The organism is Streptomyces amakusaensis (genome assembly GCF_039532665.1).
Lineage (GTDB): Bacteria > Actinomycetota > Actinomycetes > Streptomycetales > Streptomycetaceae > Streptomyces > Streptomyces amakusaensis.
The window spans coordinates 284,997-309,877 of the sequence record NZ_BAAASB010000010.1; the positions used below are offsets into that span (position 1 = coordinate 284,997).

Below are 24,881 nucleotides of genomic sequence, written 5' to 3' on the forward strand. Positions count from 1 at the left end.
CAGCCATCGCATCGGGTACCCTCGGCGACTCCCACCTGTGCACTAGTCAAATTTGAGGAATGCGTCATCGCTGTGCATCCACCCTCCGCGGCAACGCCCTCCCGTGTCTCCTTCGACTCCCTCTCCCCCGACGTCCCCCTCCCCCGCGCCGACGCCGTCTTCCTTCCCGGCGATCCGGCACGCACCGGGCGCATGGCCTTCTGGCACCCCGACGCCGACACCGCGCCCGGCACCCTGACGGTCGTCGGGGACGATCTGCGCCCGCGCGCCGTGCCCGCGCTGCTGCTGCCCGTCTCCACCGCGCTGCCGCTCCTGACCAGGATGCGCGCCGCCGCGGACGCCTCCCCCTCCGTCGCCTTCTGGGGAGCCGCGGCCGTGCTCTCCCTGCGGCTCGTGGCGCGCGGGCTGCTGCTGCCCGGACTCACCGCCACCGATCACGACTCCTGGCGGATCGGGCCGCTGACCCCCGAGGACCTGGACGGGATCCGCGCCCTCGCCGCGTCGATGCCGCCCACCGCCCACGCCACCCCGCTGGAGACACCGCCGGACGCCGCCGTCGCGGGCGGCGCGACCGAAGTGCCCCTGCTGCCGGAACCGGAGCGGCTGCTGCGCTCGTTCCTCGACGCGATCGCGGACTCGATGCCCCGCACCCCGGCCGCACAGGCCGCCGCGGGCGGTCCGGCGTTCGCCGCGCGGGAGCCGCAGCGGCTGCCCGAGCGGCGCGCCTGGGCGGCGGACGTCGCCGCCGGGCACGACGCCGGCGTACGCCTCTCCCTGCGCGTCGAACTCGTGGGCGAAAGAGCGGGCGAGGAGGCCGAGGGCGGTACGGAACCGTCGTTCCGCGCCGTCCTCCAGATGCACAGTGTCAGCGACCCGGCCGTCGTCGCGGACGCGGCCGGCGTATGGGCGGGCGGCGACCGGCCGGGCGGTGCCTTCGGCCCCCGGGCCAGGATGGACGCGCTGCTGGCGCTGCGCCGCGCCGCCCGGGCGTGGCCCCCTCTCGCGCCGCTGTTGCAGGCCGCCGTTCCCGACGCGCTCGACCTCGCGGACGAGGAGGTCGCCGAACTCCTCGGCGAGGCGGCCAAGGCGCTGGCGGCGGGCGGCCTCCAGGTGCACTGGCCGAAGGAACTGGCCCACCGTCTCACCGCCCGGGCCGTGATCGGCCCGCCCGACGACGGCGCGGACGGCGGCGAGTCGGGGGTTCCCTCCTTCCTGTCCGCCGACGCCCTCCTCGCCTTCGACTGGAGGTTCGCCCTGGGCGACCGTCAACTGACCCGCGAGGAGCTGGATCTGCTCGCCGAGGCGAACCGGCCGCTGGTGCGGCTGCGCGACCAATGGGTGCTCATCGACCCCCAGGAGGCCCGCCGCGCCCGCGAGAGCCAGGACCGGAAGCTGACCCCGATCGACGCGCTCGGAGCCGTACTGACCGGCACGGCCGAGGTCGACGGCCGATCGGTGGCGGTGCACGCCTCGGGCTGGGTGGCCCGGCTGCGCGACCGCCTCGCCGACCCCGAGGGCGGGACCCAGGAGATCGCGCAGCCCGCGGCGCTCACCGCGACCCTGCGCGACTACCAGCTGCGCGGACTGAACTGGCTCAACCGGATGACGTCGCTGGGCCTCGGCGGCTGTCTCGCCGACGACATGGGCCTCGGCAAGACGATCACGCTGATCGCCCTCCATCTGCACCGGCAGACCGAGCCGTCGGCGGCCGGACCCACCCTGGTGGTCTGTCCCACCTCGCTGATGGGCAACTGGCAGCGGGAAATCGAGAAGTTCGCCCCCGGCACTCCGGTCCGGCGCTTCCACGGATCGTCCCGCGAACTCGGGAACCTGGCCGACGGAGAGTTCGTTCTCACCACGTACGGCACGATGAGGCTCGACGCCGAGAGACTCGCCCGGACGGCGTGGGGCATGGTCGTCGCCGACGAGGCACAGCACGTCAAGAACCCTTATTCGGCGACCGCCCGCAGGCTGCGCACCCTCGGGGCCAAGGCGCGGGTCGCGTTGAGCGGCACCCCCGTGGAGAACAACCTGTCCGAGCTGTGGGCCATCCTCGACTGGACCACGCCCGGACTCCTCGGCCCACTCGGCACATTCCGCTCGCGGTACGCGCAGGCGGTGGAAGGAGGCGAAGACCCCGCCGCCGCCGCCCGGCGGCTCTCCTCACTGGTCCGGCCGTTCCTGCTGCGCCGGCACAAGTCCGACCCGGGCATCGCTCCCGAACTGCCGCCGAAGACGGAGACCGACCGCGCCGTCTCCCTCACCGCCGAACAGACCGGTCTCTACGAGGCGGTGGTGCGCGAGACGCTGGCCGCGATCTCCGAGGCCGACGGCATGGAGCGGCGCGGCCTGGTGATGAAGCTGCTCACCGCGCTCAAACAGATCTGCAACCACCCGGCCCAGTATCTGAAGGAGGAACAACCGAGAATCGCGGACCGCTCGGGCAAGCTGGAACTGCTGGACGAACTGCTGGACACCATCCTCGCCGAGGGTGCCGCCGTTCTGGTCTTCACCCAGTACGTGCAGATGGCCCGGCTGCTGGAGCGGCACCTCGCCGCCCGGGGTGTGCCGACGCAGTTCCTCCACGGCGGTACGCCGGTCGCGGAGCGCGAGGCGATGGTGGGCCGCTTCCAGAGCGGTGACGTTCCGGTCTTCCTGCTGTCGCTCAAGGCCGCCGGCACCGGTCTCAATCTGACCCGGGCGGAGCATGTCGTGCACTTCGACCGCTGGTGGAACCCGGCCGTCGAGGCGCAGGCCACCGACCGGGCCTACCGCATCGGGCAGACCCAGCCGGTTCAGGTCCACCGGCTGATCGCCGAGGGGACCATCGAGGACCGGATCGCCGACATGCTCACGCGCAAGCGGGAGCTGGCCGACGCGGTCCTCGGATCCGGCGAGGCCGCGCTGACCGAACTGACCGACGCCGAACTGGCGGATCTGGTGGAGCTGCGAGGGGGCGGCGCGACGCGATGAACGACAACGACGAGTACGACGACACGTACGACACCGACACGGACACCGAGGAGGCCGGGGGCGGGTCCCGCGACGGCCGGGACGAGGTGCGGACCTTTGCCGCACGGCCGCCCGTGCGGGGTCGTGGCTTCGCCCGGAGCTGGTGGGGCCAGACCTGGATCAAGGCCCTGGAGGACACGGCGCTCGACGGCGAGCAGCTCCAGAAGGGCCGGCGGCAGGCCAGGGCCGGCGCGGTCGGCGCGGTGTCGGTACGCCCCGGCCGGGTCACCGCGGTCGTACGGGACCGCGACGGCACCGGCCGGCGCTGCGATGTGCTGCTCACCGAGCTGACCGACGCCGGGTGGGACCGGTTCCTGGACATGGCGGTCGACCGGTCGGGTCACATCGCCGCCCTGCTGGACCGGGAGATGCCCCCGCACCTGGTCGAGGACGCGGCCTCGGCCGGCGTCGAACTCCTCCCCGGCGTAGGCGATCTGGAGCCCGAGTGCGACTGCGGGGCATGGGACCTGTGCCCGCACACCGCGGCCCTGTGCTACGAGGTGGCCAGGCTGCTGGACCAGGACCCGTTCGTGCTGCTGCTGATGCGGGGGCGCGGGGAGCGCCGCCTGCTGGACGAACTCCAGCTGCGCAGCGTGGCACGGGCCTCGGCCGGTGCCACACCGGACGAGGAGCCGGAAGCGGCTTCCCCGGGGGTACGGGCCGATGAGGCGTTCGCGGCGCGGGAGATCCTTCCGCCGCTGCCCGCTCCCCCGCCGCCGCTCCAGGAGCCGGGCCAGCCGCCCGTCTTGGACACCGGGACCGCACCGGCTCCGGGGATCGATCCGGACGCGCTGGAGTTCCTGGCCGCCGACGCCGCCGCGCGCGCCCACCGCCTGCTCTCGGAAGCGCTCGCTCCGGGCCATGGCGACCAGCCGGTGGAGCAGGTGCTGACGCCGGACCAGGACGCGGTGCGGATGGCCGCCGCCGCCCCGGGACCGGTGATCGTCCGGCGTCTCGCCTCCGCGACCGGCCGGGGACGCGCCGAGCTGGATCTGGCGGTTCGGGCCTGGCGCTCGGGCGGTACGAGCGCGCTCGCCGTCCTGGACGGGGAGTGGACGCCCGGCCCGGAGGCGCTCGCCCGGGCGTCGTCGGTGCTGGACACCGCCTGGGAGGAGACGGACCGGCCCCGGCTGCGCGCGTCCGCGCCGGGCCGCTGGACGGTGACCGGTTCCGAGGCTCAGCTGCGGCTCGGCGAGGACGGCCGCTGGTGGCCGTACCGCAAGGAGCGGGGTCACTGGTCGCCCTCGGGTCCGGGTTCCCACGACCCGGCGGCGGCCCTGGCGGAGGCCCTGGGCGAGAGCGGCTGACCGCCCGGGCCCGGGCGGAAGTCCGAGGCAGGCGTCCGGGGCAGGCGTCCGGTACGAGGCGCGAGAACCTCGTACCGGACACACCCGTAGTCCGGGGCGCGGGCCCAACGCGAGATCCCGACAGCCTCACCAGGCAGCGCGTGTATCGGCCGAAACAGCGAAACCGCCCCCGGGCCCCCGCCGGGTCCGGCAGTGTACGTCCCGACGCCGGACGGCGTCCGGACGGGAGAGCCGCCCGGACCGCCCCGGCCGGCGCCGCTCCGCTCCGGTACGCGCCGCTCCGGTCCGGTCCGGTCCGCCGGAGCCAACCGCCCGTCCTGCCAAGGAGGCCCGTTGTCCCCCCACACCCAGCCGTCCCGCGCACCGCGCCGTACCCTCGCCGTAGGTCTGCCGATCGCCCTGGTCACGGCCATGGCCGTCGCCGGCACGGCCATCGGGGCCCCGGCTCCCGCGGGCAAGGCCGAGAAGCCCCCGCGTGTCGTGGGCTCCGCCGTCCTCGACGAGATCCCCCTCGCGGAGTTCAGCAACTCGCTGCTGCCCGGCTCCGTCTCCAACGACCGGGGCGTCCACCTCGGCGTCGGCAGCGACCTCTACCCCGCCGGCCGCAAGGGCGAGTTCTGGGCACTGACCGACCGCGGTCCCAACGGCCAGATCAGGGTCGACGGCAAGAAGCGCCGCACCTTCGCGGTGCCGGAGTTCGACCCGGCCCTGGTGAAGATCCGGGTCTCCGGCGACCGGGTCAGGGTGCTCACCGCGATCGGGCTGACCACCTCCTCCGGCAAGCCGGTCACCGGGCTGCCGAACCAGGCCTCCCGCGACGAGGCCCCGTACTCGTACGACGCGGGGACCCCGCTCGACCGCAACCCCAGCGGGCTGGACACCGAGGGGATGGTGCGAGCGGACGACGGCTCGTTCTGGCTCTCCGACGAGTACGGGCCCTCGCTGATCCATGTCTCCCCGCGCGGCCGTGTGCTCGCCCGCTATGTGCCACAGGGTCTGAAGCTGACGGGCGCGGACTATCCGGTGATCGAGGCCCTGCCGTCGATCCTGCTGAACCGCAAGCTCAACCGGGGCTTCGAAGGACTGGCCGTACTCCCGGGCGGCGATCTGGTCGCCGCGGTGCAGAGCCCGCTGGCGGTGCCCGACCAGGCCGCGGGCGAGGCGTCGCGCAATGCCCGGCTGATCCGGTTCTCCCCCGAGAAGCGGGCGGTGACGGCCGAGTACGCCTATCGGTTCGACGCGGTGGGCGTGGTCGATCCGGGCGAGACCGACACCTCCGAGCTGAAGATCTCCTCGCTCGTCGCCCTCGACGAGGACACCCTCCTGGTGCAGGAGCGCACGGACAGATCGTCCCGGCTCCAGCGGGTCACCCTCCCGCCGGGCGCGGGCATTCTGGGCGGCCGATGGGACGACCCGTCGACCTCCCCCAGCTATGAGCAGCTCGACGATCCCTCGGCGGCGGGCGTCCCGGTGCTGGGCAAGTCCCTTCTCGTCGACTTCGGAAAGGTCGCGGGGGTGCCGGGGAAGATCGAGGGCGTCGCCGTGGTCGGGAAGCGGACCCTCGCGCTCATCAACGACAACGACTTCGGGATGACGGACGGCCCCGGGGCCTTCGATCCGAACGGACGGCTCGTGGACAGCGGTATCAACACCCATGTGGTGCAGGTACGGCTGCCGGAGCAGCTGACCGGCTGACCCGCCCGGACGCGCATGCGCCCACCGCCCCGGAGCCGCCCGGATCCCGAGCCCCGGGCGGCTTCGCCGTACCACAGCCACGACCCTCCTGTACCGATTTACGGCGAATCACCACCCCGTAGCCCGGCACCTCGTACGGTGGGTTCCCACTCGCACCCACTCGCACCGGTCCGTACCCCCGTCCCGTATCCGTCGTACCCGCCGTGCCCGCCGTACCCGTCCCACCCGGGACGGCGCACCGTCGACACCGACATCCCCGGCCAACCACCGCCGGCAGGAGATCCTCTCGGTGACCCCGCCCTCCGGCGGAGGATCCCCGTACGCACCTCCCCCGCTTCTGACACGCCACCAGGAGAGGACCCATGGACCGCAGAACACTCCTCGGCGGCGCAGCGCTGACGGCGGTCACCGGCGCGCTGCTGCCGCCGGCCGCAGCCCGGGCCGCCACCGCCACCGCCACCGGTTCGTCGCGCCCGCAGGCGGACACCGACCATCCCTCCGCGCACTGGACGCCCGCCTCCGCGTCCAATCTCACCGCCGCCGACCGGCCCTCGTCCCACCGGATCGACTTCGTCGTCATCCATGTCACCCAGGAGACCTTCGCCGACACGGTGAAGATCTTCCAGAACCCGGCGAGAAAGGTGTCCGCGCACTATGTGGTCCGCTCGGTGGACGGCCATGTGGCGCAGTGCGTACGAGAGCGCGACATCGGCTGGCACGCGGGCAACTGGGACTACAACACCCGCTCCGTCGGCATCGAGCACGAGGGCTGGGTGGACAGACCCGCCTACTTCACCCATGCCCTCTACGAACGCTCGGCGGCCCTCACCGCCTCGGTGTGCGAGCGCTACGACATCCCCAAGGACCGCGCGCACATCATCGGCCACCACGAGGTCCCCGGCGCCACCCACAGTGATCCGGGGCCGTACTGGGACTGGACGCGATACATCCGGCTCGTCAACTTCGCCTGACGGAAAGCGCGGAAAGCACGGAGAGCAGCGCGGAAAGCCTCTCTTACGGCGCGGCAGTCGTTCTTGTCGCGCCCGGTCGACTCGGTCACGATGGACCCCAGGGAGGCCGAGTTGACCGACCCATGGGTGGCCCTGGAGCCGGGCGAGGACCCGGACGAGCGGATCACCGCGCTGCGCAGAGCGCACGACACCTATCTGAGCGAGGGCCGGTTCGAGCCTCCCGTACGCCCTGTGGTGGCCGAATCCTGGCGGCGTTCGGCCCGTGCCCGGGTCAGCCCGGACGGCACCCCGGGCGTCGAGCTGGACGAGGGCGCGATCACCGCGTACCGCGAAGGGCATCCGCTGGCGCGGGCGATGCCCCTGGTGCGGGAGTTGACGGACGCGTATGCCAGGGACGGCGGCCATCTGGTCGCCGTCTGCGACGCCGAGGGACGGCTGCTGTGGGTGGAGGGGCCGCTCGCCGCCCGCCGTGCGGCGAGCCGGATGAACTTCGTGCCGGGCGCCCGCTGGGCCGAGACGGTCGCCGGCACGAACGCGCCCGGCACGGCGATCGCCGTGGACCGGCCCGTCCAGATCTTCGCCGCCGAGCACTTCAGCCGCCCGGTGCAGGCATGGACCTGCGCGGCGGCCCCGATCCACGATCCCGCCAGCGGACGGGTGCTGGGCGCGGTGGACATCACCGGCGGGAACGGGCTCGCGCATCCGCACAGCCTCGCCTTCGTCGGGGCCGTGGCGCGGGCCGCCGAGTCCCAGCTGGCACTGCTCGCGCCGCCGCCCGCCCCGGACGGCGTCCGGCTCTCCGCCCTGGGCCGGGACGAGGCCCTGCTGGTGACCGGCGGTCGCAAGACACGGCTGAGCCGCAGACACAGCGAGATCCTGGTCCTGCTCGCCCACCACCCCGAGGGCATCGGCGGCGACGAGCTGCTCATCGAGCTGTACGAGGACGAGTCGGTCACCCCGGTGACCCTGCGGGCCGAACTGCACCGGCTGCGCGCCCTGCTGGGCCCCGGTGTGCTCCGCTCACGCCCCTACCGCATCGCCGCCGCCCGTGTCGACGCCGACTTCGGCACGGTCACCCGGCGGCTGGCGTCGGGCGCGGTCACGGGCGCGATGAGCGCCTACGCCGGGCCGCTGCTGCCCGCCTCCCGCGCGCCCTCCGTCGTACGGCTGCGCCGCAGACTCGCCGACCAGCTCCGGGCCGCCCTGCTGGCGCGCGCCGATCCCGGGCTGCTGGCGGACTGGGCGTACAGCCCCTGGGGCGAGGAGGATCTGCCGGTGTGGCGGGCGCTCGCCGCCGTACTGCCCCCGCCGCAGCGGCCCGCCGCGCTGGCCAGGGTCCGCGAACTGGACGGCTGGCAGCGGCGGTGACGGGTGACGCAACGCGCTCGCAACGTCCGGGCTCCTAGCCTCCCGATGACCGTCGTCCCAAGGTGGCGGCGGCGTCACCGGGAGGTTGTGGAGATGACCCGATACGCGGCACCGGGTAGCGACGGCTCGATCGTCTCGTACCAGCCCCGCTACGACCACTGGATCGGCGGACAGTACGTGCCCCCGGCCCGGGGCGCGTACTTCGAGAACCCGAGCCCGGTCAACGGCCGCCCGTTCACCGAGATCGCCCGGGGCACCGCCGAGGACGTCGAACGCGCCCTGGACGCCGCCCACGCCGCCGCACCCGGCTGGGGCCGGGTCTCCGCCGGTGAGCGCGGCGGGATCCTGCTCAAGATCGCGGACCGCATGGAGGCCAACCTCGAAGCGCTCGCTGTCGCCGAGAGCTGGGAGAACGGCAAGCCGGTACGAGAGACCCTGGCCGCCGACATCCCGCTCGCGATCGACCACTTCCGCTACTTCGCGGGGGTACTGCGCGCCCAGGAGGGAGGTCTCAGCCAGCTCGACGACGACACCGTCGCCTACCACTTCCACGAGCCGCTGGGCGTCGTCGCCCAGATCATCCCGTGGAACTTCCCCATCCTCATGGCCACCTGGAAGCTCGCCCCCGCCCTCGCGGCCGGCAACGCCGTGGTGCTCAAGCCCGCCGAGCAGACCCCCGCCTCCATCCACTTCTGGCTGAGCCTCGTCGCCGACCTCCTCCCCGACGGCGTGCTCAACATCGTCAACGGCTTCGGCGTCGAGGCCGGCAAGCCCCTGGCCTCCAGCCCGCGCGTCGCCAAGATCGCCTTCACCGGGGAGACCACCACCGGGCGGCTGATCATGCAGTACGCCTCCGAGAACATCAAACCGGTCTCCCTCGAACTCGGCGGCAAGTCACCCAACATCTTCTTCGACGACGTCTCCGCCTCCGCCGACGACTTCCTCGACAAGGCCCTCGAAGGCTTCACCATGTTCGCCCTCAACCAGGGCGAGGTCTGCACCTGTCCCTCCCGCGCCCTGATCCAGCGCGGCCACTACGGCGCCTTCCTGGAAGCCGGCATCGCCCGCACCGAACAGATCCTCCCCGGCCACCCCCTGGACACCGACACGATGATCGGCGCACAGGCCTCCAACGACCAGCTGCAGAAGATCCTCTCCTACCTCGACATCGGCCAGCAGGAAGGCGCGAAGGTCCTCACCGGCGGTCAACGCATCGAGCACGACGGTGACATGGCCGGCGGCTACTACGTCCAGCCGACCGTCCTCGAGGGAGACAACCGCATGCGCGTCTTCCAAGAAGAGATCTTCGGCCCCGTCGTCGCCGTCACCTCCTTCTCCGACTTCGACGACGCCATCAAGACCGCCAACGACACCCTGTACGGCCTGGGGGCGGGCGTCTGGACCCGCGACATCAACACCGCCTACCGCGCGGGCCGGGCCATCCAGGCAGGCCGCGTCTGGACGAACTGCTACCACGCCTACCCGGCGCACGCGGCGTTCGGCGGGTACAAGCAGTCGGGGATCGGCCGCGAGAACCACCGGATGATGCTGGAGCACTACCAGCAGACGAAAAACTTGTTGGTGTCGTACTCGCCGAAGAAGGTGGGCTTCTTCTAGGCACCGCAAAAGGGTGCCTGACCAGGTGTTTTCCCTGTCAGGCACCCTTCATCTACCAGCGTCGCATGGAATCCTCGATGAGCCGGTTGGCGTGATCACGTGCCTCGGCCAAGAACTTGGCGTAGTGCCGGAAGAGGACCTTCATGCTCTGTCCGGCGCGGCGGGCGCATTCGGCAGGGTCCACGCCGGAGGCAAGCCAGAAGGAGATGCCGTAGGCGGGGGCGTTGATGTAGTTGCCCTTGGCGTTGTGGAAGAGGCGGCGCGGCGTTTCAGGGAGTGGACTTCGTGGGCAGAGCCGTCGTCGGTCCATTCCTTTCCAGCGGTCACGACGCCGCCCTTGAGGTTCAGCAGGCCCCATCCTGTCGCCGGGAGGCGGCACTGAGCCTTCTGCAGGTGGATGACTTCGGCAGGGCGCATGCCCGCTTAGTACATGCAGCCGAAGAAGCCGTATCGCCGTCCCGGGCTGCGGTCATCAGTTTGGCGCGGCGGCTCTCCGCGAGCCCTTTGGTCTTGAAGGACTCCGACTTCTCGAGGCCGTTGACGGTCCAGCGGACCTCGAATCCTCTTTTTCGGCTGGGCCGCTCGCGTATTTGCCAGAATCGGACTTTTTAGCTCATCGCCATTCGGGCGTCTCCCTCTCGCACGCGGCCCACCACGCACCCAGATCGGCGCGGCGGCAGCGCAGCTCTCCGTTCGGCAGCTTGATCATTCGGGGAGCATCGCCCCGGGCTCGCAGGCGGTAGAACGCCGACGGGCTCATACGGAATCTCCGCGAGTACGTCGGCAAGTTTGAGTGCAGGGGGGCGAGCCATGGGAACCTTCCTCAGGTTTCAGCAGTGCGCATGAGACAGCGTCCGCCGGCGGGTCGCGCAGCACTTCAGCATTCGGTGCGCAGGCATCCACTGGAGCCGCCGGTGCAATCACACAAGGAGACATTCGATCGCGCGGCCCCACCGCCAAGTACAGCCAGCGCGAACACCACCAATGGTCCGCAGGATTCCCGGTTTGGCGAACCGGGCATCGTCGGCTATACAGCGTCCTGCTTCACCGTCGACGCACCGGGCGACTGGCCAGAAAGTCCGGGTGGTGACAGACAGAGTTACCGCTCCGCGGCATCCGGCCTGGTGTTGGCTGCCAGCGGTCACCAGAGGTCTGTCGACTCCAGGTGCCTGCGGCCTCGGAGGCCGGCTCAGCCTCGAGGCACGACCGGGCGGCCTCGACGTCGTGCCAGTACCGCCCGGAGTCCAGCAGGAGCAGTGAGCGCGCTCACAGGTATGGTGCCTCGTTCGCGCTCCTGTTCCGGGGCTGAACCGGCGTGACGACGACGGTGGACAACCGCCGGTGCTTCTTCCTGATCGATGCCCACCGGCTCGACGCCAACTGCGGTGTCAGTGGCTGTCTGTCGCCCGCTATAAGCTGCCTGGACGATCTGCGTGCACAGGTCAATGACGAGCCCGGCCGCTTCCGTCTCCCTGTCGTCTGTTTCTGGAGGCTCCATCCCGCCATGCGCCGTTCCCTTTTCTCGGCCCTGGCCTGCGTCGCGCTGCTCACCGTGGGCTGCGCGGCGAAGGGCCCACAGAGCCAGGCCGCCGCACCCGCGGCATCCGCCTCCGCGACTGCCGAGCCCGACCGCTCGCAGGTGGTGCGGGCGGCCGTCGAGGGGCTGACCACGTCCCGTACGGCCTATCGCTGGGAGGTCGCCCAGCCGGGTGACCGTGTGTACGTCCTCACGGGCAGGGGCGGCCACGACTTCGCGCGTAAGCAGGGAACGCTCGTGGTGAGTTTTGAGGACGCGGCCCGTTTTGAGCAGGTCTTCACCCCAGAACGGCTCTACATTCGTGGCGGCACGAAGAAGGGTTCGGTCGACTGGATGTCCGTGGACCGCTCAGGCGTCAAGACCAAGCAACTCCTCAAGGCTCCTGGCAACGACCCCGAGTTCCTGTTGCGCCAAGTGATCCAGACCGAGCGCTACCAGCGGATCGGGGTGGATGACGTAGCCGGGACTTCCGCCACTCTCTACCGGGGCGCGCTCACTCAGGAGGCGCTGACCCTGAACATGTCCCCGGAGGCCCGGAAGAAGACCGACCGGATGCGCGACATGCTGGACGGCTCAATCCCCGCCACCTCCAACGTGTGGATCGACGAGCACGGCCGACTCGTCCAGGTCCGGCTGGAGATGAACATCGAGGGAGCGATCCGGTCCACGACCACTCTGACTTTCACCGAGCAGGGCGAGCCCGTGAAGGTCAGGGTTCCCACCGGCGCGACCGCAGCCGACACGTCGCCCCTCGTCTGACCGGAAATCTGGAACGAGCCGAGCCTGGTCAGCACAGCTCGTGGCAGGGACAGAAGAGGCCCTGGCCGCCTCGCGAAGGCCGGGACCGCTGCCGACCGGTCCCGCGTCCCGACCGACGGCCCCTGCCAGAGGCCAGTGCGGGCCGAGGACCGGGACATCGAGACGGTCGGTGAGCGCGGCCAGGGCCGGACCGTCCTGGTAGCTGACCGCGATCTCCACTCGCGCAGGGGAGCCGGCACGCGGCACAGCCGGACGGTAGTCGCGAGGCGGGCTATGCAGATACGGTCGATCACGTCGGCGACCACCGCCGCCTGCCTCTCCGGGCACAGCGGCGAAGCGCCTGGCCGGCACCCCTTCGACGACCAATCCTTGCGCGGTCCAATTGCTCATTCCAGAGGGCGTTGGTTCAGGCAGATCGCCCCTGTGCGACCTGTTATCGATCTCCGTGACGATACGTCGTCTGTTCGCGGTGGATGCGGTGTACGCGCGGCGGATGCTGATACTGGACGGGCCAGCGGCAAGGAAGGTTGGCCAGCCCACCGGGCGCGTACGAACTCGATGATCTGACGCAGGAGATCCGGTGGTCGCTGCTGGCTCAGACCGGGCGCTGGACGAGGAACAGCGGGCGCTGGAAGCCTATTTGCCGAATGGAGCGGTCCACGCTCAACCATGGGGTTGCCAGGACTGACGGGCGCGGCGGCGGATGGATGGGGTTGGCGTTCCGCGCCCGGTACATCGGCTGGCGGCCAGGGACGCACTTCCCGTCCCATCTTCTTCAGGGCGTCCTTGCTGAATGTCCGTACCTGCGGAGAGCCTCCGTAGCAGGCGGGGTCGAGTCGTACCGGAAACCACCGGGTCTCCGTGCAGACGACCAGTCGCCGACCCCACGCCGGGGGCAGCCTTCACACCGTGCCCACGCCGACGGCTCGCGTTCACCGGAGCGGTGCTCAGAAGTCGAACCGGTCCAGGAAGGGCTGCTTGTTCTTCTTCCGGCGCATGTGCCCGCGGTACCCGGCAAGGAGCGCCATGGCCGTCCAGGTAGCGGTTCCCCAGATCAGCCAGTCCAGCTTCTCGGCGGAGTCGACGTCGCTCCGGTCCCAGAGCGGGGCGATTCCCTCCGGGTCTCGGAGGATCTCGATCCGGTCCCCCACCTCGTAGGGGGAACCCCCGCCGCGCCACACCATCTTCTCCTTCAGGATCCCCTGGTCGCCACGGAGGGTGTAGGCGTGGCGTTTGTTCTCCGTCCCGGCGGCGCTGTCCGCCGTGATCGTGACCTGCTCCCGGACACCGCGCTGCTCCAGCGCCAGCTCGGGCGTGTAGTCGCCGGCGCCGAACATGACCATGAGCGACGGTACGAGGGAGAGCGTGGCGAGCCACCAGGCGCGGTGCAGTGCCCGCAGCGCCACGGCGATCACCAGACCGAAGATGACGCTGGCCATGACCGCGATGAAGCCTGCGATCCCCATCGTGAGATAAGCGATCAGAGTATTGGCAGCGGCGGCCGCGAGACCGATGGCGACCACGAGAAGAGTGCGCCGGAACGAGACCCATACCGGGACAGCCCCGTTCCGGGGACTGCCGTTGGACTGTGGGGCCGGCATGCCGCCGGTGTGTATGTCTGCGTCGAGCATTGGTGAAGCATAGGGGTGCTCAGCGAACACCGCCGTCGGTGCCGCCCGAACCGGCCTCGGCGTGAGTGCGGGGGCTCCGGTCAGTGCCTGAAGTACGATCGACACGATCTGAACGTGTTCAAAAATGAGGCGTGGGTCATGTCCTGGCGATCCGCGGCCGACCCGGCCGACTCGCCGGCTGTTCTGCCGGCCCCCACGGCACTGTTCTTCGGCGCCGTCGCCGCTCTGGGGGTGTCGGTGCCCGTGTTCTTCCTCCTGACCCCGTTCGACGCGCCCGCCGACGGCCTCGCCCTTGCCTTCGGGGCGGCGGGCATCCACTATGCGCGGCACGGTGTCGGACGTCTGTGGGTCGCGGCGGCCGGAACGGCCCTTGGTTTCGTCGGGTTCAGCGCTTTCGTCGGCTTTCTCGTGCTGTTCGCTGCATAGCGGGGCGGCTCGTTGCTCTCGGTACGTACTGTGAAGCCGAGGCGCGCCGCGGTGCATCTGCGAAGTCCAGTCCGGAACAGGCGGGTCCGGGTCGTTCAGGGGGGGCGAAGTGCCCGTACAGGACGCGCAGGAGACGGGCGTCGTGGAGGACGGCTTCGGCCACTGTGCGAGGGCTGTTGCCGGCCGGTAGAGGGTCGGCGAGGTGGTGAAAGTAGTCGGCGACGGGGTGTGGGCTGCTCTGTCAGGTGGAGCACGGTCTGCTGCTGCTAGACGAGCACGGTCGCCGGGCCGGGCGAGGACGGTGGAGGAGGGGCTGATGGGTGGTCCGCCCGGTCGACGTGCGCAGAGCGTCCGGGCGGACTCCACCATCCACGATGCCCTGCCCTGCGCGCCTGGTCTCGTTAGTGCGGAGGGTCCGTGAGCCGAACGAGTGCACCAGTACTTTCCTATACACCGCGTCGGCGTATACCGAGCCAGGGCCTGGCCCTCACCACAGCTCGGCCGTCAGGGAGAGCAGGCGGAGCGCTGCCGTCGAGGATGCGGGAGGGGCCCGGGAGACCGGGATTCAGGGTTTCCCTCTCCGTGCCGGGTGATCGTGACCGGCCTGGCCCAGGGGCGCTTCAGGGGCTGATCGAGCAGAGCAGGACGCGTCCGTCGCCGGTGCCGATGACCAGCCGGCCGGGCTCGGCGACAGTGAGCACGGTCGGCACGGCGGACACCGCGCCGACGGTGAGGCGGCGCTGCCGGCCGCGCACAGTGCCGTCACCGAGACCGAGTATGACGATCTCGCCGTCGTCGTAGGCGGCATAGACAGTGTCGTCGTCGGCGTCCAGCGAGGTGGCGGGCAAGTCGGTGCGGAACACCCAGTCGGGTGCTCCGCCGACGAGCGACCGGCGGACGACAAACGAACCGCCGGGCTGGAGCCCTCTGCCGTCATACACCGTCCCGGCGTGGACCAGCGAGCCGCCCACCATCTTCACACCGGGGCCGCCGAAGTATGTCTCCCCGGGAGCCCAGGAGTACGGAAAGAGCCTTCGCGTCTTCGCGCGGGCCGGCTCGGCCGGACGCCGGGCCCCGGACGGGCAACCTCCGCGGCGGCCACCCAGCGCACCCCGTCTTCACGGAGCCGTGCCCGACGCGGCCCGGACTGGGTCTGGAAGTAGAGCCGACGACCGCGCCGGATGGGCAGGGCGCTACGGACGCCGTTCGACCCGTGGGGTGTGAGCACCGAGGTGCCGTCCGCGCAACGCACGAGCGTTCGTCATATGCGACCGCGATCTCCTGTCCGCCCACGCCGTCGGTGACCGCCCATTCCCGTTCCCCGGACGACGACCAGCACTCCTGCCTTACGCCCGTCGCCGCAGGACAGGATCCTGCCGTCGGAGAGCGGTTCGACCGCGCGGACATGGCGGCGCGGATCCCAGTTGGCCGCGAGTGCCGTGACCAGGTGGCGGGCTCGTGGGCCGACGTCCGCGCGGGGCTGCGACGCGTGGCCCGGCCAGGTCGCGGCCGGTGAGCGAGTGCGGGTCTACGGCATTCCAGTCGGGCCGGTTCACCACGGCGGTGTGCCCGTGGGTGTGCGCCTCCTTGTCCTGCCAGTCGTCGGGCGGGGCCATCAGCAGGTGGAGATCGGTCTCGTTCTGCCACTCCAGTTCCAGCACCTGACGGCCGGACTCGTGCTCGATGGCCGAGACGGACTCGCCAGTCTCCAGGTTGAGCAGCAGGAGTTCGCCATCGAAGAAGTAGCCGCCGTCGTAGCGTCCGGTACCGGTCGCGAGCAGCGGAAGGGTGGGGTGGAAGGCCAGGGCGTGTACCCGGTACCGCGAGCGGAGCAGCGTCTGGCAGACCAGGTCCCCGGTGTCGTACACGCCGACCGGCGCGCCGCCGGCGAAGTGGTGGGTGTGGGTGCCCGCCACGGCGAGCAGTGCGCGACGCTTGTCGGCGACAGCCAGGGAGGGTTCGCCTATTTCGGCGAAGGGGTGGTCGCCGAGTACCTGGTCGATATGGAGAAGTGCCATATGGGCGGTCTTCCAAAGGCCTGTGTCTGGGCGGACCGCCGCCCCCTCCACGGTTCGGAAGGCTCCTGCGAGTACGGAAGCGAGTGCGACAGCACCAGCAGGACGTCCGAGAGCACCGGACGGAGTCGGCATCCGGTGCCCGTCGCTCGTCAGGCTCGGCGGTGTCTCAGGGAACACCGCGATCAGACCGGGCCGGATGTCCCCTGCTTCAGAGGTCAGTGCGACCGTTGCCCCTGCCGTCGATCTCGGCCGCTCCCTTCGGAGCAGGCTCACACTCCGCGCCAGAGGTTGGCGAAGGCCGCGCTCTCGATGGACCGTCTCTGGCGTACCGCCTCCAGCTCCATCACCGCGTCGTGGACAGCGGCCACCACGGCCGTCAACGCCTCGTCGGCGAGGCCGGGCTCATCGTCGGATCGTTCGGGCCCGATGCCCACAACCAAGGCGAGGGCACACAGGGCGGGTTCGCCTTCTTCCCAGCGGGAAACCGCCCGGCGGCGCGCGGACGTGTCGATCAGTTCCACGCGTCGCGGGCCGAAGAGCGAGGCACCGCTTCGCTTGCGGGTCAGCTCGCCGTCCTCCTCCAGGGCCGTCTGGTACGCGGCCGACAGGTCCCGGCCCCGGCGCCACAGCCAGTCCTCGATCCGCTCGTATGGCACCTGCCGGATGAGTCCGGCCGCAGCCTCGGCCACAAGCCGATCGTCCAGTACCGGCGGCCCGTCCGGCACGATGCGGTCGTCTTCCAGGGTGACCGTCGCCGCATCGAGGAGATCGATCAGCTCGGCGCCCGCGAGTGCGAGCGACAGGTCCCCCTGTCCCACGGAGTGCTCCGCCTCCGGGTACATGGTGATGATGAACAGGTCTTTCGCCGTGGTCATGAACGGCTCCCCTCAAGACATCGGCGCAGGTCTTCCTCGCCGCCCGGCCCGCATCCGGAGGTCTGCCCGGCGGCGGAGCGACGGTCACGATCAGTATCGCCCCTCCCCCGCGGTCAAAGCCCCGTCACCGGGCAGCGGAAGTTCGCCCCGAAGGCACCGGAACGGAGAGGCCTCGCTGTACTGGAACCCGGCCGCCGGGGAAGCCGGAGCCCTCGTCATCGACGTCGCCACACCACACCTCCACGAACTGCCCTGCGACCCGGTCGACGTCTCGCACGGCCAGCGGGAAACCTTCGGAAGAGGGTTCGCCGGACGGTGCCGGGCGGGTATTTCATGATGAACAGGGTCTCGTCCCCTTTTACTGCAGAGTAGTTGATGGTTTTATGTTTTGCCGCCCAGGTCGGGGGCGATCAGGATCTCCGCCCCGACGGCGGTCTGCACGGGATGGCCAGTGATGTGCTCCGGGCCGGGCACGGCCGGTTTCCACCGCACCGTCATACCGGCTCACCCGGCGCCGTCCGAGACACAGAGCTGTGAACAGGTGTCATCTGGTCGCGCCATCTGTCACCGCGCCCTCGCTGAAGGGCGGAGAAAGTCGAACCTGCTGGAGCAGAAGGGTCTGGCAGCATGTGCCCGTGACCATCGTTGACGACGCGAGTGACCCCCTCCGGTTGCTTCTGGGTCGGGAGGTGAGCGCCGTCTGCTTCGTGCGCGATTATGTCGAGCTGCACTTCGACGGACCGGTCCTGCGGGCCCTGAGCAACCCCTTCGGCCTGTACGGCTGCCGCGAATGGCACTTCCCTGCGCAGGGATCTCTGGAGCTCATGCGCTCCTTCATCGGCAAGACCGTCGACAACTACGAGCTGCTTCCGGATCGGCTCCTCGCGGTGGACTTCGGAGAACACCGCTTTGCCATCCCGCTGGACCAGGCCTCGCGCATGGGTCCCGAGGCGGCCAGTCCGGTCGGCGCTGACGAGAGAGGTCAGACCGACGCGCAAGCGATGTGGATCTGGTGACAACGCTGCGGCTTAGTGAGGAAAGTGGCCACAATCCCGACCAGTGGCAGTCATCACAGCCAGGGTGAAGGCGCGCACGACGGTCCACGCCAGGGGTGATGAAGAGTGTCGTCCACGAAGTCCATGTCCCTCACTCCGGCAGTCGCGGATGGGGTTGAGGTTCGGGGCTCTCACCTGGCTGTTGACGTCCCCGCCTGAGTGACCGTCGTGAGCGGAGAGGTGACGATCAAGGCGCAGGCGGAGGCTCGGTGCAGTCGATACCCAGGAAAGCACCGATGCGCAGGGCCAAGGAGCGGGCTGCGGCCTGGGGGTTCTGGGCACCCCAGGCTCAGACCGAGGGGGCGGGGGGACGGCGTCGCTCGGGTTGTCGGGCAGGGTGGTGTGACAGACGGTCCACCCCTCGTCGTAGGAGCCGTCGGCGCGACGCCCCTGGAGTTCGCGGAGCCGTTCGCCGCTGAGTCAACGCGCCGTCATCCACGCCCACGCCCAGAACCGCCGCCAGGCCGTCAGCGACCTCTCATCCGCCGAAGCACAGCACGACCGGGCAACCAGCCCGCCCGGCCCCTTCAGCGGCTACACCCGCCCCAGCCTCGACTATCAGCGCGGCCTGGCTCTCCTCGGCCGCGGCCCGCACCGACGACCAGCGCAGAACAGCGCTCTGACCCACGCCCGGCTCGCCGCGACACTGCTGACCCTGGGCCGCCTGGAGGAGGCATGCTTCCACTGGCGCACTTTCCTCGACCACTGTCCGGGGCTGCACCTGGCCCCTGGCGGACCAGGCACTCAACCACATGTGCACATCCCTGCACGGCTTCCGCGGCCAGCCCCACGCCTCAGCCGTCCTGCACCGTGCACGAGCCGTCACCCGTACGAAATCGCGCTGAGCGAAGCGGACAGCGACACCACCCGGGCGCGCGGGGACCGGACCGCGCCCCCGAGTCGGATCACCGGTTCGAGCTACATGCCCGCCCCGCCCTTCCCGCGCTGCCGCAGCAGAATGCGTACACCTCACCCCAGGGGCCGGAGCGGCCTGCCACAGGACACCACGGCGGGAGCACCGTCGCGGTGGATCCGGTATCCACCGCGGCAGCGGGTGGCGAAGTTCGGATCCAGTCTGTTCCCCGCCGGGATGGTGACTCGAGGCTCGGCGGGACCGTGTCGGCCAACACAACGCACCAGGCACCGCCGGGATGCACCGGACCACCCGAGCGGCCCAACCAGAGGGCCATCCCGTCCCTCGGCGGCACCGGGGAGCGACTTCATCGCCTCGGTTCGTACCGTCCGGCTGCGCGCAGGTACGTCAGCTGGTCAGCGACGATCTCCTCGCGCCGACTCCGGAGGAGAGGAGCCGGTGTGAGGACCTGCCGCCGTCCGTACAGGCGGTTTGACCAGTGCGGGCGACGGCGAGATCGTGCCGGACGGGCTGTGGGAGATCGCGGAGCCGCTGATCCCGCCGTCGAAGGTACGGCCGCAGGGCGGCGGAACACGGGACACACCTGAGAGACCCTGTTCGCGGCCATCATCTACGTCCTGGTCAGCGGATGCGCCTGGCGGGCTTTGCCGCCCTGCTTCGGGATTTCGAAGTCGACCGCTCACCGTCGGTTCGTGATCTGGTCCCGGGCCGGTGTCTGGGGCCGCCTGCATGAAGCAGTGCTCCACCGGCTCGACGACGCCGACTTGATCGACGTCACCCGAGCCGTCCTCGACACCGCCCACGTCAGGGCTAAAAAAGGGGGCGAACTCACAGGTCCGAGCCCCCTGGACCGAGGCAGGCCGGGTTCCAAGATGCACGTTCTGTCGGACGCGAACGGACTGCCGCTCCTCGTCGGCGTCTCGGCCGGAAACACGCACGACAGCGAAGGGCTGAAGCTCATGGTGGAGGGCCACCAAACGAAACACGACCCTCACCGGGGCAGGTACTTCAAGCCGGAGCGTCTACACGCGGACAAAGCCTACGACCGTGCCGACCTGCGGAAATAGCTACGCGGCAAGCGTATCGGGGGAGCGACCCCCGCGCGGGCGGGGAAGACCCACGGTGAACATTCCGAGAGTGACGGTCTTCAGAGCGACCCCCGCGCGGGCGGGGAAGACGATAGGCCGGATCTGGAAGCACCGTGAGGTGTGGAGCGACCCCCGCGCGGGCGGGGAAGACCCTGCGGGGCCCGGCCGTGTCGGCGGGTTCTAGGAGCGACCCCCGCGCGGGCGGGGAAGACAACGCGGCGGACGCGGGACCGTCCCAGTGCGTAGAGCGACCCCCGCGCGGGCGGGGAAGACACTTCGTGACCTGCGGCGTTGTTACGTGATCATGCTGTTTTCCTTTACATGCTTCAGGGTGGTCACCGGGGCTGGTTGCTTTGACGGGGGCGGGCCATGAGGGTGATGCCGTCGAAGTCGGTGGGGGTCCAGCGGTCACGGCCGGCGGTGCGGGTGGACCAGCCTTGTTCTGTGTCGGCGGGTTCGATCATGACGGCCTGGCCGTCGTGGATACGGTCTGCGAGGAGTTGCCAGAGTCGTTCCCGGATGCGGGTGCCGGGGGTGCCGACGAAGATGCCTGGTGCGGTTTCGATGAACCACCGTGTGAGGTGGCCGCGTAGTCCGGGTGGTGCGGCGATCAGGACGATGACGGTCACGGGCCGGCCTCACTGGGTCCGTTTGGCTGTTCCGGTCCGTCCTCTGCGTCGTTGGGGTTGTGGGGCGGGGTGGTGGGCGGGATGACGTCGAGGTGCCCGTCTTGTGAGAAGGGGCCGGTTCCCCAGTTGACTCCGCTGGCTACGACGGTGCCGTCGTCGTCCCACAGGCCGCTGAGTTCCTGTTCGAGGAGGGGCTCGCTTTCCGTGGCGAGGAGGTGTTTGAGGTCGGTGACGATTCGGGGGAGCAGTCTTTCGCTGACGATGGCGTCGCGCAGTGCGATGCGGGCGTCGCGTTCGGTGGTGAGGCCTTTGGCTGCGAGGTCGAAGGCGAGGGGGATGGTGAAGTCGGCTTTGTAGAGGTCGGCGATGTCGAGGACGAAGGAGAGGGCTGAGCCGGTGTGTACGAAGCCGAGTGCGGGGCTGGCGCCGACGCCGGTGATGACCGCGTGGCAGATGCCGTAGAGAGCTGAGTTGGCCGCGGACAGCAGGCGGTTGACGTCGTCGCCCGCGGCGAAGGCGTCGCCGGGTTTGTAGTCGCGTTTGGTCCAGGCGACGCCGGTTCGCTGGGAGTGGTGTGCGTAGAGCTTGCGAATGCGGGTGCCTTCCCTTCCACGGAGTTGCTGGAGGGTCAGGCCTTTGGTGTTTTCGCCGGGGAAGCGCAGATCGTACATGCGGCGGGCGACGGCGACGCGTTCCTTGGGGCGGGTGACGAGCCATGCCTGGCGTAACTGCAGGTGCGAGTTGCGGGCCGCGCCCATGCCGGAGGCGTAGAGGCGCACGCCCTGTTCGCCGACCCAGCACAGGGTGGTGGCGGAGTCGGCGAGCAGGGCGACTGCGGCGTGGGTGATGCGGGTTCCCGGGCCGACGAGAAGCACGGCGAGGTAGGCGGCCGGGATGTGGACGACGCGCGCTTTGTTGACCAGGACGATCGCGTTGTCGTCGCGGTCGATGTGGCAGCGTTCGACGTAGATGCTGGAGATGCGGTCTTCCAGCCGGTGCACGTCCTGCGGGCGTGCTTTCCACCACGGGTCAGGCACGGCGGTCCTCCTGGGCGAGCGGCGCGAGGGTGAGGAGTCCCTGGCCGTAGGCCTTGGCGGGGCCGATGCCCTGGAGCAGCGTGTGGCGGAGCAGGTCGGGTTCGGTGACGCGCAGGCGACCCTGGTAGGTGGCGGTGGAGAGGGTGAGGCGTGGTCCGTTCTGGCGCTTGCTGAAGCGGAGGATGTCGCGTGCGGCGAGGGCCACGGCGGGGGAAGGGGGGCCGGGCTGTCCGAGGCCGAGTGGTGGTGGCGGGGTGGGGTCCTGGACGGCGGGGATGGTGAAGCCGTGGCGGTCGGTGCGGCTGAGGAGCCAGTGGAGTTGCTGTGCCGCGGTGCGGTGGGGCATGCGGAAGCCCCGGATCTTCCGTTCGGCCGCAGTGCCCGGCTGGGCCTCCTGCTTGGCGCGCCGCTCGGCCTGTTCGGGGCTGAGGTTCGTGGGCTGCCGCAGGGACTGGACGGGGTTCGCAGTGAGGCGGAAGGCGAATTCGCTGCCGGGGGTGATTCTGTCCAGCAGGGGGGCGTAGTCGGCGACGAGCGGTGCGCTGTCGTCGGCGCCGGGCCATCCTGCCTGTTCGACGAGGTGGATCCAGGAAGGGCGGGTTTCGGTGAGGACAAGCAGCTCCGCGCGGTGCGGGTTGTCCTTCTCCAGGCGCCACAGGACGCGTTCGGTGACGGGCTGGACGGCGAAGCCGGCCAGGAGGGTGGCGTGCATCCGGTGCGGGTTGGCCAGCAGGGCGAGGGTGCTGCGGCGGTGTGGATTGAGGGCGATCTTCGACAGGTACGGCATGAGGTCACCAGCCCAGAAGGGCGAAGGGGTCGTGGCCGGAGGCCGGGTCGGTACCGGGCAGGTCGTCGCGGGCTTCGGACGGGGCGTGGCCGGTGGGGATGGTGATCGGTGTGTGGCTCACGCTGCGGCTGCTGAAGACTGTTCCGGTGCGCAGGTTGTAGGTGTCGGGTGTGTCGGTGATCCGGTGCTCGCCGTCCGGGTCCTCAAGGGTGGCTGCCAGGGTCACGAGGGCGCCCCGGGTCTGATTCCGGTGGTGGGCCGCGGCCAGCCAGGGCACGCTGCTGAGTACGTCCAGCAGTGTGGTGTCGGGGTACAGGCCTTTGCTGACGGGGCCGGTCGGCGGGCAGGAACGGCGGCCGAGGGAGAGCGGGAACGCCGGAGCGCGGATCGCGTGTTCGAGGGCTGTCAGGAGGGGTGCGGGGCCGCGCAGGGCTGCGGTGAAGACGGCGTCCTGGAGGTAGTAGCGCTTGGTGACGCCGGTGTGTTTGGCGGGGCTGGTCTTCTTCTGGATGCCTTTGGCGTTGACCTGGCTGGAGGGCATGGGCAGTCCGCGGTGGTCGCTGACGGTGTGGTAGTCGCGCAGCAGGCTGCCGGGCTGGTCGGTGCGGACGCCGAGGCGCAGGGCGAGCAGGTCGGTGATGGGGGCTTCGCGGGGGCGTCCTTCGGCTGCGGCGAGCAGTCCGAGGATGCCTGACTTGGTGGGCTGGTGGTGTGTCTCGCGCCGGTTGTAGCGGGACGGCCGGCCCCAGGACTGCAGGGGCCCGGCCAGCCGCAGGACCAGGACGGCGGATTGCGGCATCAGGCGTCCTGGGCGGCGGTCGTGGTGGGGATGGCACCGTCCCGTGCCGGCGGCACGTCGCCGTGCACCGGTGTCCCGGCGGGGATCTGGCCGGTGGAGAGCCAGCTGTCGAGAGAGCTCTTCAAAGACGCGAGGAGTGCGGGGAACGGACGGGAGGGGCCGAAGGCCTCGGTGAGTTTGTCGCCCTGGAGAGCATGGGTGGACAGGATCTGGGCGGGCAGGGAGCCCCAGGAGGTGGCGACGGTGTCCAGCTCGGCCGCCAGCTGGACCGCTGACTGCGCGGCGAGGCCGCTCGCTCCGGTCACGGGCTCCTCGAACGCGGACACCAGGTTGACCGGCTGGTCGGTACGCAGGGTGACGAGGACCAGCTGGGGCAGGGTGCGGTGGGCGAAGGTGTTCTGATGCCCGGTGGGCATGGAGCGGGTGAAGGAGTCCACGAAACGGACAGCGGCGTCCAGGGTGGCGTCGGGCGAGGTGAGGTTGTCGCGCAGCTGGTGCAGCCCGAGGACGGCGTAGCGGTAGAGGGTGGAGGAGTTGAACTCCACGGTGCCGATCATGCCGGCGCCGGAGTCTTCAGTGTTCTCGTCGTCAACGGCGGTGTAGTAGTCGAACTCGGTGCGCACGGCGTGGGTGGAGAGCGCGTGGGCGACCTGCACGGCGGCGTCCACATTGAGGGAGGGCAGGTCCGCGACCATGCGGCCGAACAGGGCCACCTCCGCAGGGTGCCCGCTGGAGAGTGTCTGGACGACGTCCAGCCTCCCGATCTCCTGCTTAAGTTCCTCGTCCGGCAGCTCGGCGAGCTCGGCGGCCCGCCCGTCGAGCAGTTTGATGAGGTCGTCGAGCTGCCGCTTGCCGAAGAACAGGAGATAGGCGGACTGGTTCGCCTTGGTCGCGGACTGGGTGATGCCCAGCGGGGTCAGCAGAGCACCGGCCAGGCCCTCGGCCTGGTCCTGGGCGAGGCCGGCCCCGCCCTCGGCGACGGCCTGGGCGAGCCGCCCGGTCAGCAGGCTGCCGATCCTCTTGGTGCGGGTGGCGCGGTCCGTCTCGGGGATCGAGGCCGCGAAGTGCATCCGTGTGGCGCGCTTCCACGCCTGGGAGGAGACCCTGGCCCGGCGCGCACCCCCGTACACGGCCTGCTTCGGGGTGCCGGAATCATCCCGGTTGAGGTTGGACGGGGGGAGGCTCTGCAGGATGTGAACCTCGACGAACAGGGTGGGTGTGGTCATGGTGAACTCCTTCGGTGCGGGGTGCTGTGACCCTGGATCTGTTGTGATGGCGGTAGCACGGGCGGGGCCGGGCGTCGAAGGCCGGGAACCTGCCAGGCGGCGGGCCGGATATGGTCCGCCGCGGCCGGGACGGCCCCCGTCGGCGCGCGTGTGCTGCCGTCGGCGGTGTG

The 24,881-nt window shown here is 70.4% G+C and carries 19 protein-coding genes, 2 pseudogenes and 1 CRISPR repeat array; of the genes and pseudogenes, 10 read left to right on the forward strand and 11 right to left on the reverse strand.

The annotated features are described in order from the left end of the window. Positions 1-72: 72 nt before the first annotated feature. From ABD371_RS19660 to exaC, 6 genes are all read left to right on the forward strand, one after another. Positions 73-2,973 (forward strand): DEAD/DEAH box helicase, encoded by a 2,901-nt coding sequence (locus tag ABD371_RS19660; RefSeq protein WP_344478733.1) that lies wholly within the window; start codon positions 73-75, stop codon positions 2,971-2,973. After that, a complete protein-coding gene (locus tag ABD371_RS19665) occupies positions 2,970-4,319 on the forward strand; it encodes an SWIM zinc finger family protein (RefSeq protein WP_344478735.1) in 1,350 nt (449 codons plus the stop codon). The genes ABD371_RS19660 and ABD371_RS19665 overlap by 4 nt, the downstream gene beginning before the upstream one ends. Positions 4,320-4,652: 333 nt before the next feature. Beyond that, positions 4,653-6,014, forward strand: coding sequence for an esterase-like activity of phytase family protein (locus tag ABD371_RS19670; protein WP_381734398.1), 1,362 nt, complete (start codon positions 4,653-4,655; stop codon positions 6,012-6,014). 362 nt (positions 6,015-6,376) lie between these two features. Then, the gene (locus ABD371_RS19675; RefSeq protein WP_344478738.1) at positions 6,377-6,985 is read left to right on the forward strand and encodes an N-acetylmuramoyl-L-alanine amidase; all 609 of its coding nucleotides are present in this window, start codon (positions 6,377-6,379) and stop codon (positions 6,983-6,985) included. 111 nt (positions 6,986-7,096) lie between these two features. Beyond that, the gene (locus ABD371_RS19680; RefSeq protein ID WP_344478740.1) at positions 7,097-8,353 is read left to right on the forward strand and encodes a GAF domain-containing protein; all 1,257 of its coding nucleotides are present in this window, start codon (positions 7,097-7,099) and stop codon (positions 8,351-8,353) included. Positions 8,354-8,446: 93 nt separating this feature from the next. Continuing rightward, positions 8,447-9,970: an acetaldehyde dehydrogenase ExaC gene (exaC, locus tag ABD371_RS19685; protein WP_344478742.1), complete on the forward strand. Its 1,524-nt coding sequence runs from the start codon at positions 8,447-8,449 to the stop codon at positions 9,968-9,970. Positions 9,971-10,022: 52 nt separating this feature from the next. Here the strand turns inward: exaC and ABD371_RS19690 are convergent, their stop codons facing one another. Continuing rightward, on the reverse strand, positions 10,023-10,280 hold the full coding sequence (locus tag ABD371_RS19690) for a hypothetical protein (protein ID WP_344478745.1): 258 nt from the start codon (positions 10,278-10,280) through the stop codon (positions 10,023-10,025). 303 nt (positions 10,281-10,583) lie between these two features. Continuing rightward, positions 10,584-10,782 (reverse strand): annotated as a pseudogene (locus ABD371_RS19695) (helix-turn-helix transcriptional regulator). A 503-nt stretch (positions 10,783-11,285) separates the two neighbouring features. On the opposite strand from ABD371_RS19695, the gene ABD371_RS19700 reads away from it, so the two are divergent. Continuing rightward, positions 11,286-12,266: a LolA-like protein gene (locus ABD371_RS19700; RefSeq protein ID WP_344478747.1), complete on the forward strand. Its 981-nt coding sequence runs from the start codon at positions 11,286-11,288 to the stop codon at positions 12,264-12,266. 947 nt (positions 12,267-13,213) lie between these two features. On the opposite strand, the gene ABD371_RS19705 is transcribed toward ABD371_RS19700, so the two are convergent. After that, positions 13,214-13,897, reverse strand: a complete 684-nt coding sequence (locus tag ABD371_RS19705) for a hypothetical protein (protein WP_344478749.1) — start codon at positions 13,895-13,897, stop codon at positions 13,214-13,216. A gap of 114 nt (positions 13,898-14,011) precedes the next feature. Here ABD371_RS19705 and ABD371_RS19710 point away from each other — a divergent pair, with 114 nt between their 5' ends. Then, on the forward strand, positions 14,012-14,323 hold the full coding sequence (locus ABD371_RS19710; protein WP_344478751.1) for a hypothetical protein: 312 nt from the start codon (positions 14,012-14,014) through the stop codon (positions 14,321-14,323). Positions 14,324-14,943: 620 nt separating this feature from the next. Here the strand turns inward: ABD371_RS19710 and ABD371_RS19715 are convergent. The 3 genes from ABD371_RS19715 to ABD371_RS19725 all read right to left on the reverse strand — a co-directional run bounded on the left by ABD371_RS19715 (position 14,944) and on the right by ABD371_RS19725 (position 17,216). Next, positions 14,944-15,303, reverse strand: coding sequence for a hypothetical protein (locus ABD371_RS19715; RefSeq protein ID WP_344478753.1), 360 nt, complete (start codon positions 15,301-15,303; stop codon positions 14,944-14,946). Positions 15,304-15,669: 366 nt separating this feature from the next. Then, positions 15,670-16,341, reverse strand: coding sequence for a hypothetical protein (locus ABD371_RS19720; protein WP_344478755.1), 672 nt, complete (start codon positions 16,339-16,341; stop codon positions 15,670-15,672). Positions 16,342-16,610: 269 nt separating this feature from the next. Next, positions 16,611-17,216 (reverse strand): GOLPH3/VPS74 family protein, encoded by a 606-nt coding sequence (locus tag ABD371_RS19725; RefSeq protein WP_344478757.1) that lies wholly within the window; start codon positions 17,214-17,216, stop codon positions 16,611-16,613. A 635-nt stretch (positions 17,217-17,851) separates the two neighbouring features. On the opposite strand from ABD371_RS19725, the gene ABD371_RS19730 reads away from it, so the two are divergent. Both ABD371_RS19730 and ABD371_RS19735 read left to right on the forward strand, forming a co-directional pair. After that, on the forward strand, positions 17,852-18,232 hold the full coding sequence (locus tag ABD371_RS19730) for a hypothetical protein (protein WP_344478759.1): 381 nt from the start codon (positions 17,852-17,854) through the stop codon (positions 18,230-18,232). Between the two features lie 1,384 nt (positions 18,233-19,616). Beyond that, positions 19,617-20,209: pseudogene (locus ABD371_RS19735) on the forward strand (IS5 family transposase); the annotation flags it as partial. Between the two features lie 25 nt (positions 20,210-20,234). Then, a CRISPR array of direct repeats spans positions 20,235-20,506; the repeat unit is 28 nt; unit sequence GAGCGACCCCCGCGCGGGCGGGGAAGAC. Positions 20,507-20,568: 62 nt separating this feature from the next. Here ABD371_RS19735 and cas2e read toward each other — a convergent pair. From cas2e to cas7e, 5 genes are read right to left on the reverse strand one after another with little or no spacing between them, the layout of a single operon-like run. After that, on the reverse strand, positions 20,569-20,862 hold the full coding sequence (gene cas2e, locus ABD371_RS19740; RefSeq protein WP_344478760.1) for a type I-E CRISPR-associated endoribonuclease Cas2e: 294 nt from the start codon (positions 20,860-20,862) through the stop codon (positions 20,569-20,571). Beyond that, on the reverse strand, positions 20,859-21,899 hold the full coding sequence (gene cas1e / locus ABD371_RS19745) for a type I-E CRISPR-associated endonuclease Cas1e (protein ID WP_344478762.1): 1,041 nt from the start codon (positions 21,897-21,899) through the stop codon (positions 20,859-20,861). Before cas1e ends, cas2e begins: the two co-directional genes overlap by 4 nt. Beyond that, positions 21,892-22,686 carry a type I-E CRISPR-associated protein Cas6/Cse3/CasE gene (gene cas6e, locus ABD371_RS19750; RefSeq protein WP_344478763.1) on the reverse strand — a complete coding sequence of 265 codons (795 nt, stop codon included), beginning with the start codon at positions 22,684-22,686 and terminating at the stop codon, positions 21,892-21,894. Before cas6e ends, cas1e begins: the two co-directional genes overlap by 8 nt. Positions 22,687-22,690: 4 nt before the next feature. Next, positions 22,691-23,485 carry a type I-E CRISPR-associated protein Cas5/CasD gene (cas5e, locus tag ABD371_RS19755; RefSeq protein ID WP_344478765.1) on the reverse strand — a complete coding sequence of 265 codons (795 nt, stop codon included), beginning with the start codon at positions 23,483-23,485 and terminating at the stop codon, positions 22,691-22,693. Then, positions 23,485-24,711, reverse strand: coding sequence for a type I-E CRISPR-associated protein Cas7/Cse4/CasC (gene cas7e, locus ABD371_RS19760; protein ID WP_344478767.1), 1,227 nt, complete (start codon positions 24,709-24,711; stop codon positions 23,485-23,487). The genes cas5e and cas7e overlap by 1 nt, the downstream gene beginning before the upstream one ends. Between the last annotated feature and the right edge of the window lie 170 nt (positions 24,712-24,881).

Bases quoted from the DNA above. Each gene is read 5' to 3' on its own strand.
- ABD371_RS19675 (WP_344478738.1), top strand. From the start codon at position 6,377: ATGGACCGCAGAACACTCCTCGGCGGCGCAGCGCTGACGGCGGTCACC.
- ABD371_RS19725 (WP_344478757.1), bottom strand. From the start codon at position 17,216: ATGACCACGGCGAAAGACCTGTTCATCATCACCATGTACCCGGAGGCG.
- ABD371_RS19705 (WP_344478749.1), bottom strand. From the start codon at position 13,897: ATGCTCGACGCAGACATACACACCGGCGGCATGCCGGCCCCACAGTCC.
- cas7e (WP_344478767.1), bottom strand. From the start codon at position 24,711: ATGACCACACCCACCCTGTTCGTCGAGGTTCACATCCTGCAGAGCCTC.
- cas5e (WP_344478765.1), bottom strand. From the start codon at position 23,485: ATGCCGCAATCCGCCGTCCTGGTCCTGCGGCTGGCCGGGCCCCTGCAG.
- ABD371_RS19720 (WP_344478755.1), bottom strand. From the start codon at position 16,341: ATGGCACTTCTCCATATCGACCAGGTACTCGGCGACCACCCCTTCGCC.
- ABD371_RS19665 (WP_344478735.1), top strand. From the start codon at position 2,970: ATGAACGACAACGACGAGTACGACGACACGTACGACACCGACACGGAC.
- ABD371_RS19690 (WP_344478745.1), bottom strand. From the start codon at position 10,280: ATGGACCGACGACGGCTCTGCCCACGAAGTCCACTCCCTGAAACGCCG.
- cas6e (WP_344478763.1), bottom strand. From the start codon at position 22,686: ATGCCGTACCTGTCGAAGATCGCCCTCAATCCACACCGCCGCAGCACC.
- exaC (WP_344478742.1), top strand. From the start codon at position 8,447: ATGACCCGATACGCGGCACCGGGTAGCGACGGCTCGATCGTCTCGTAC.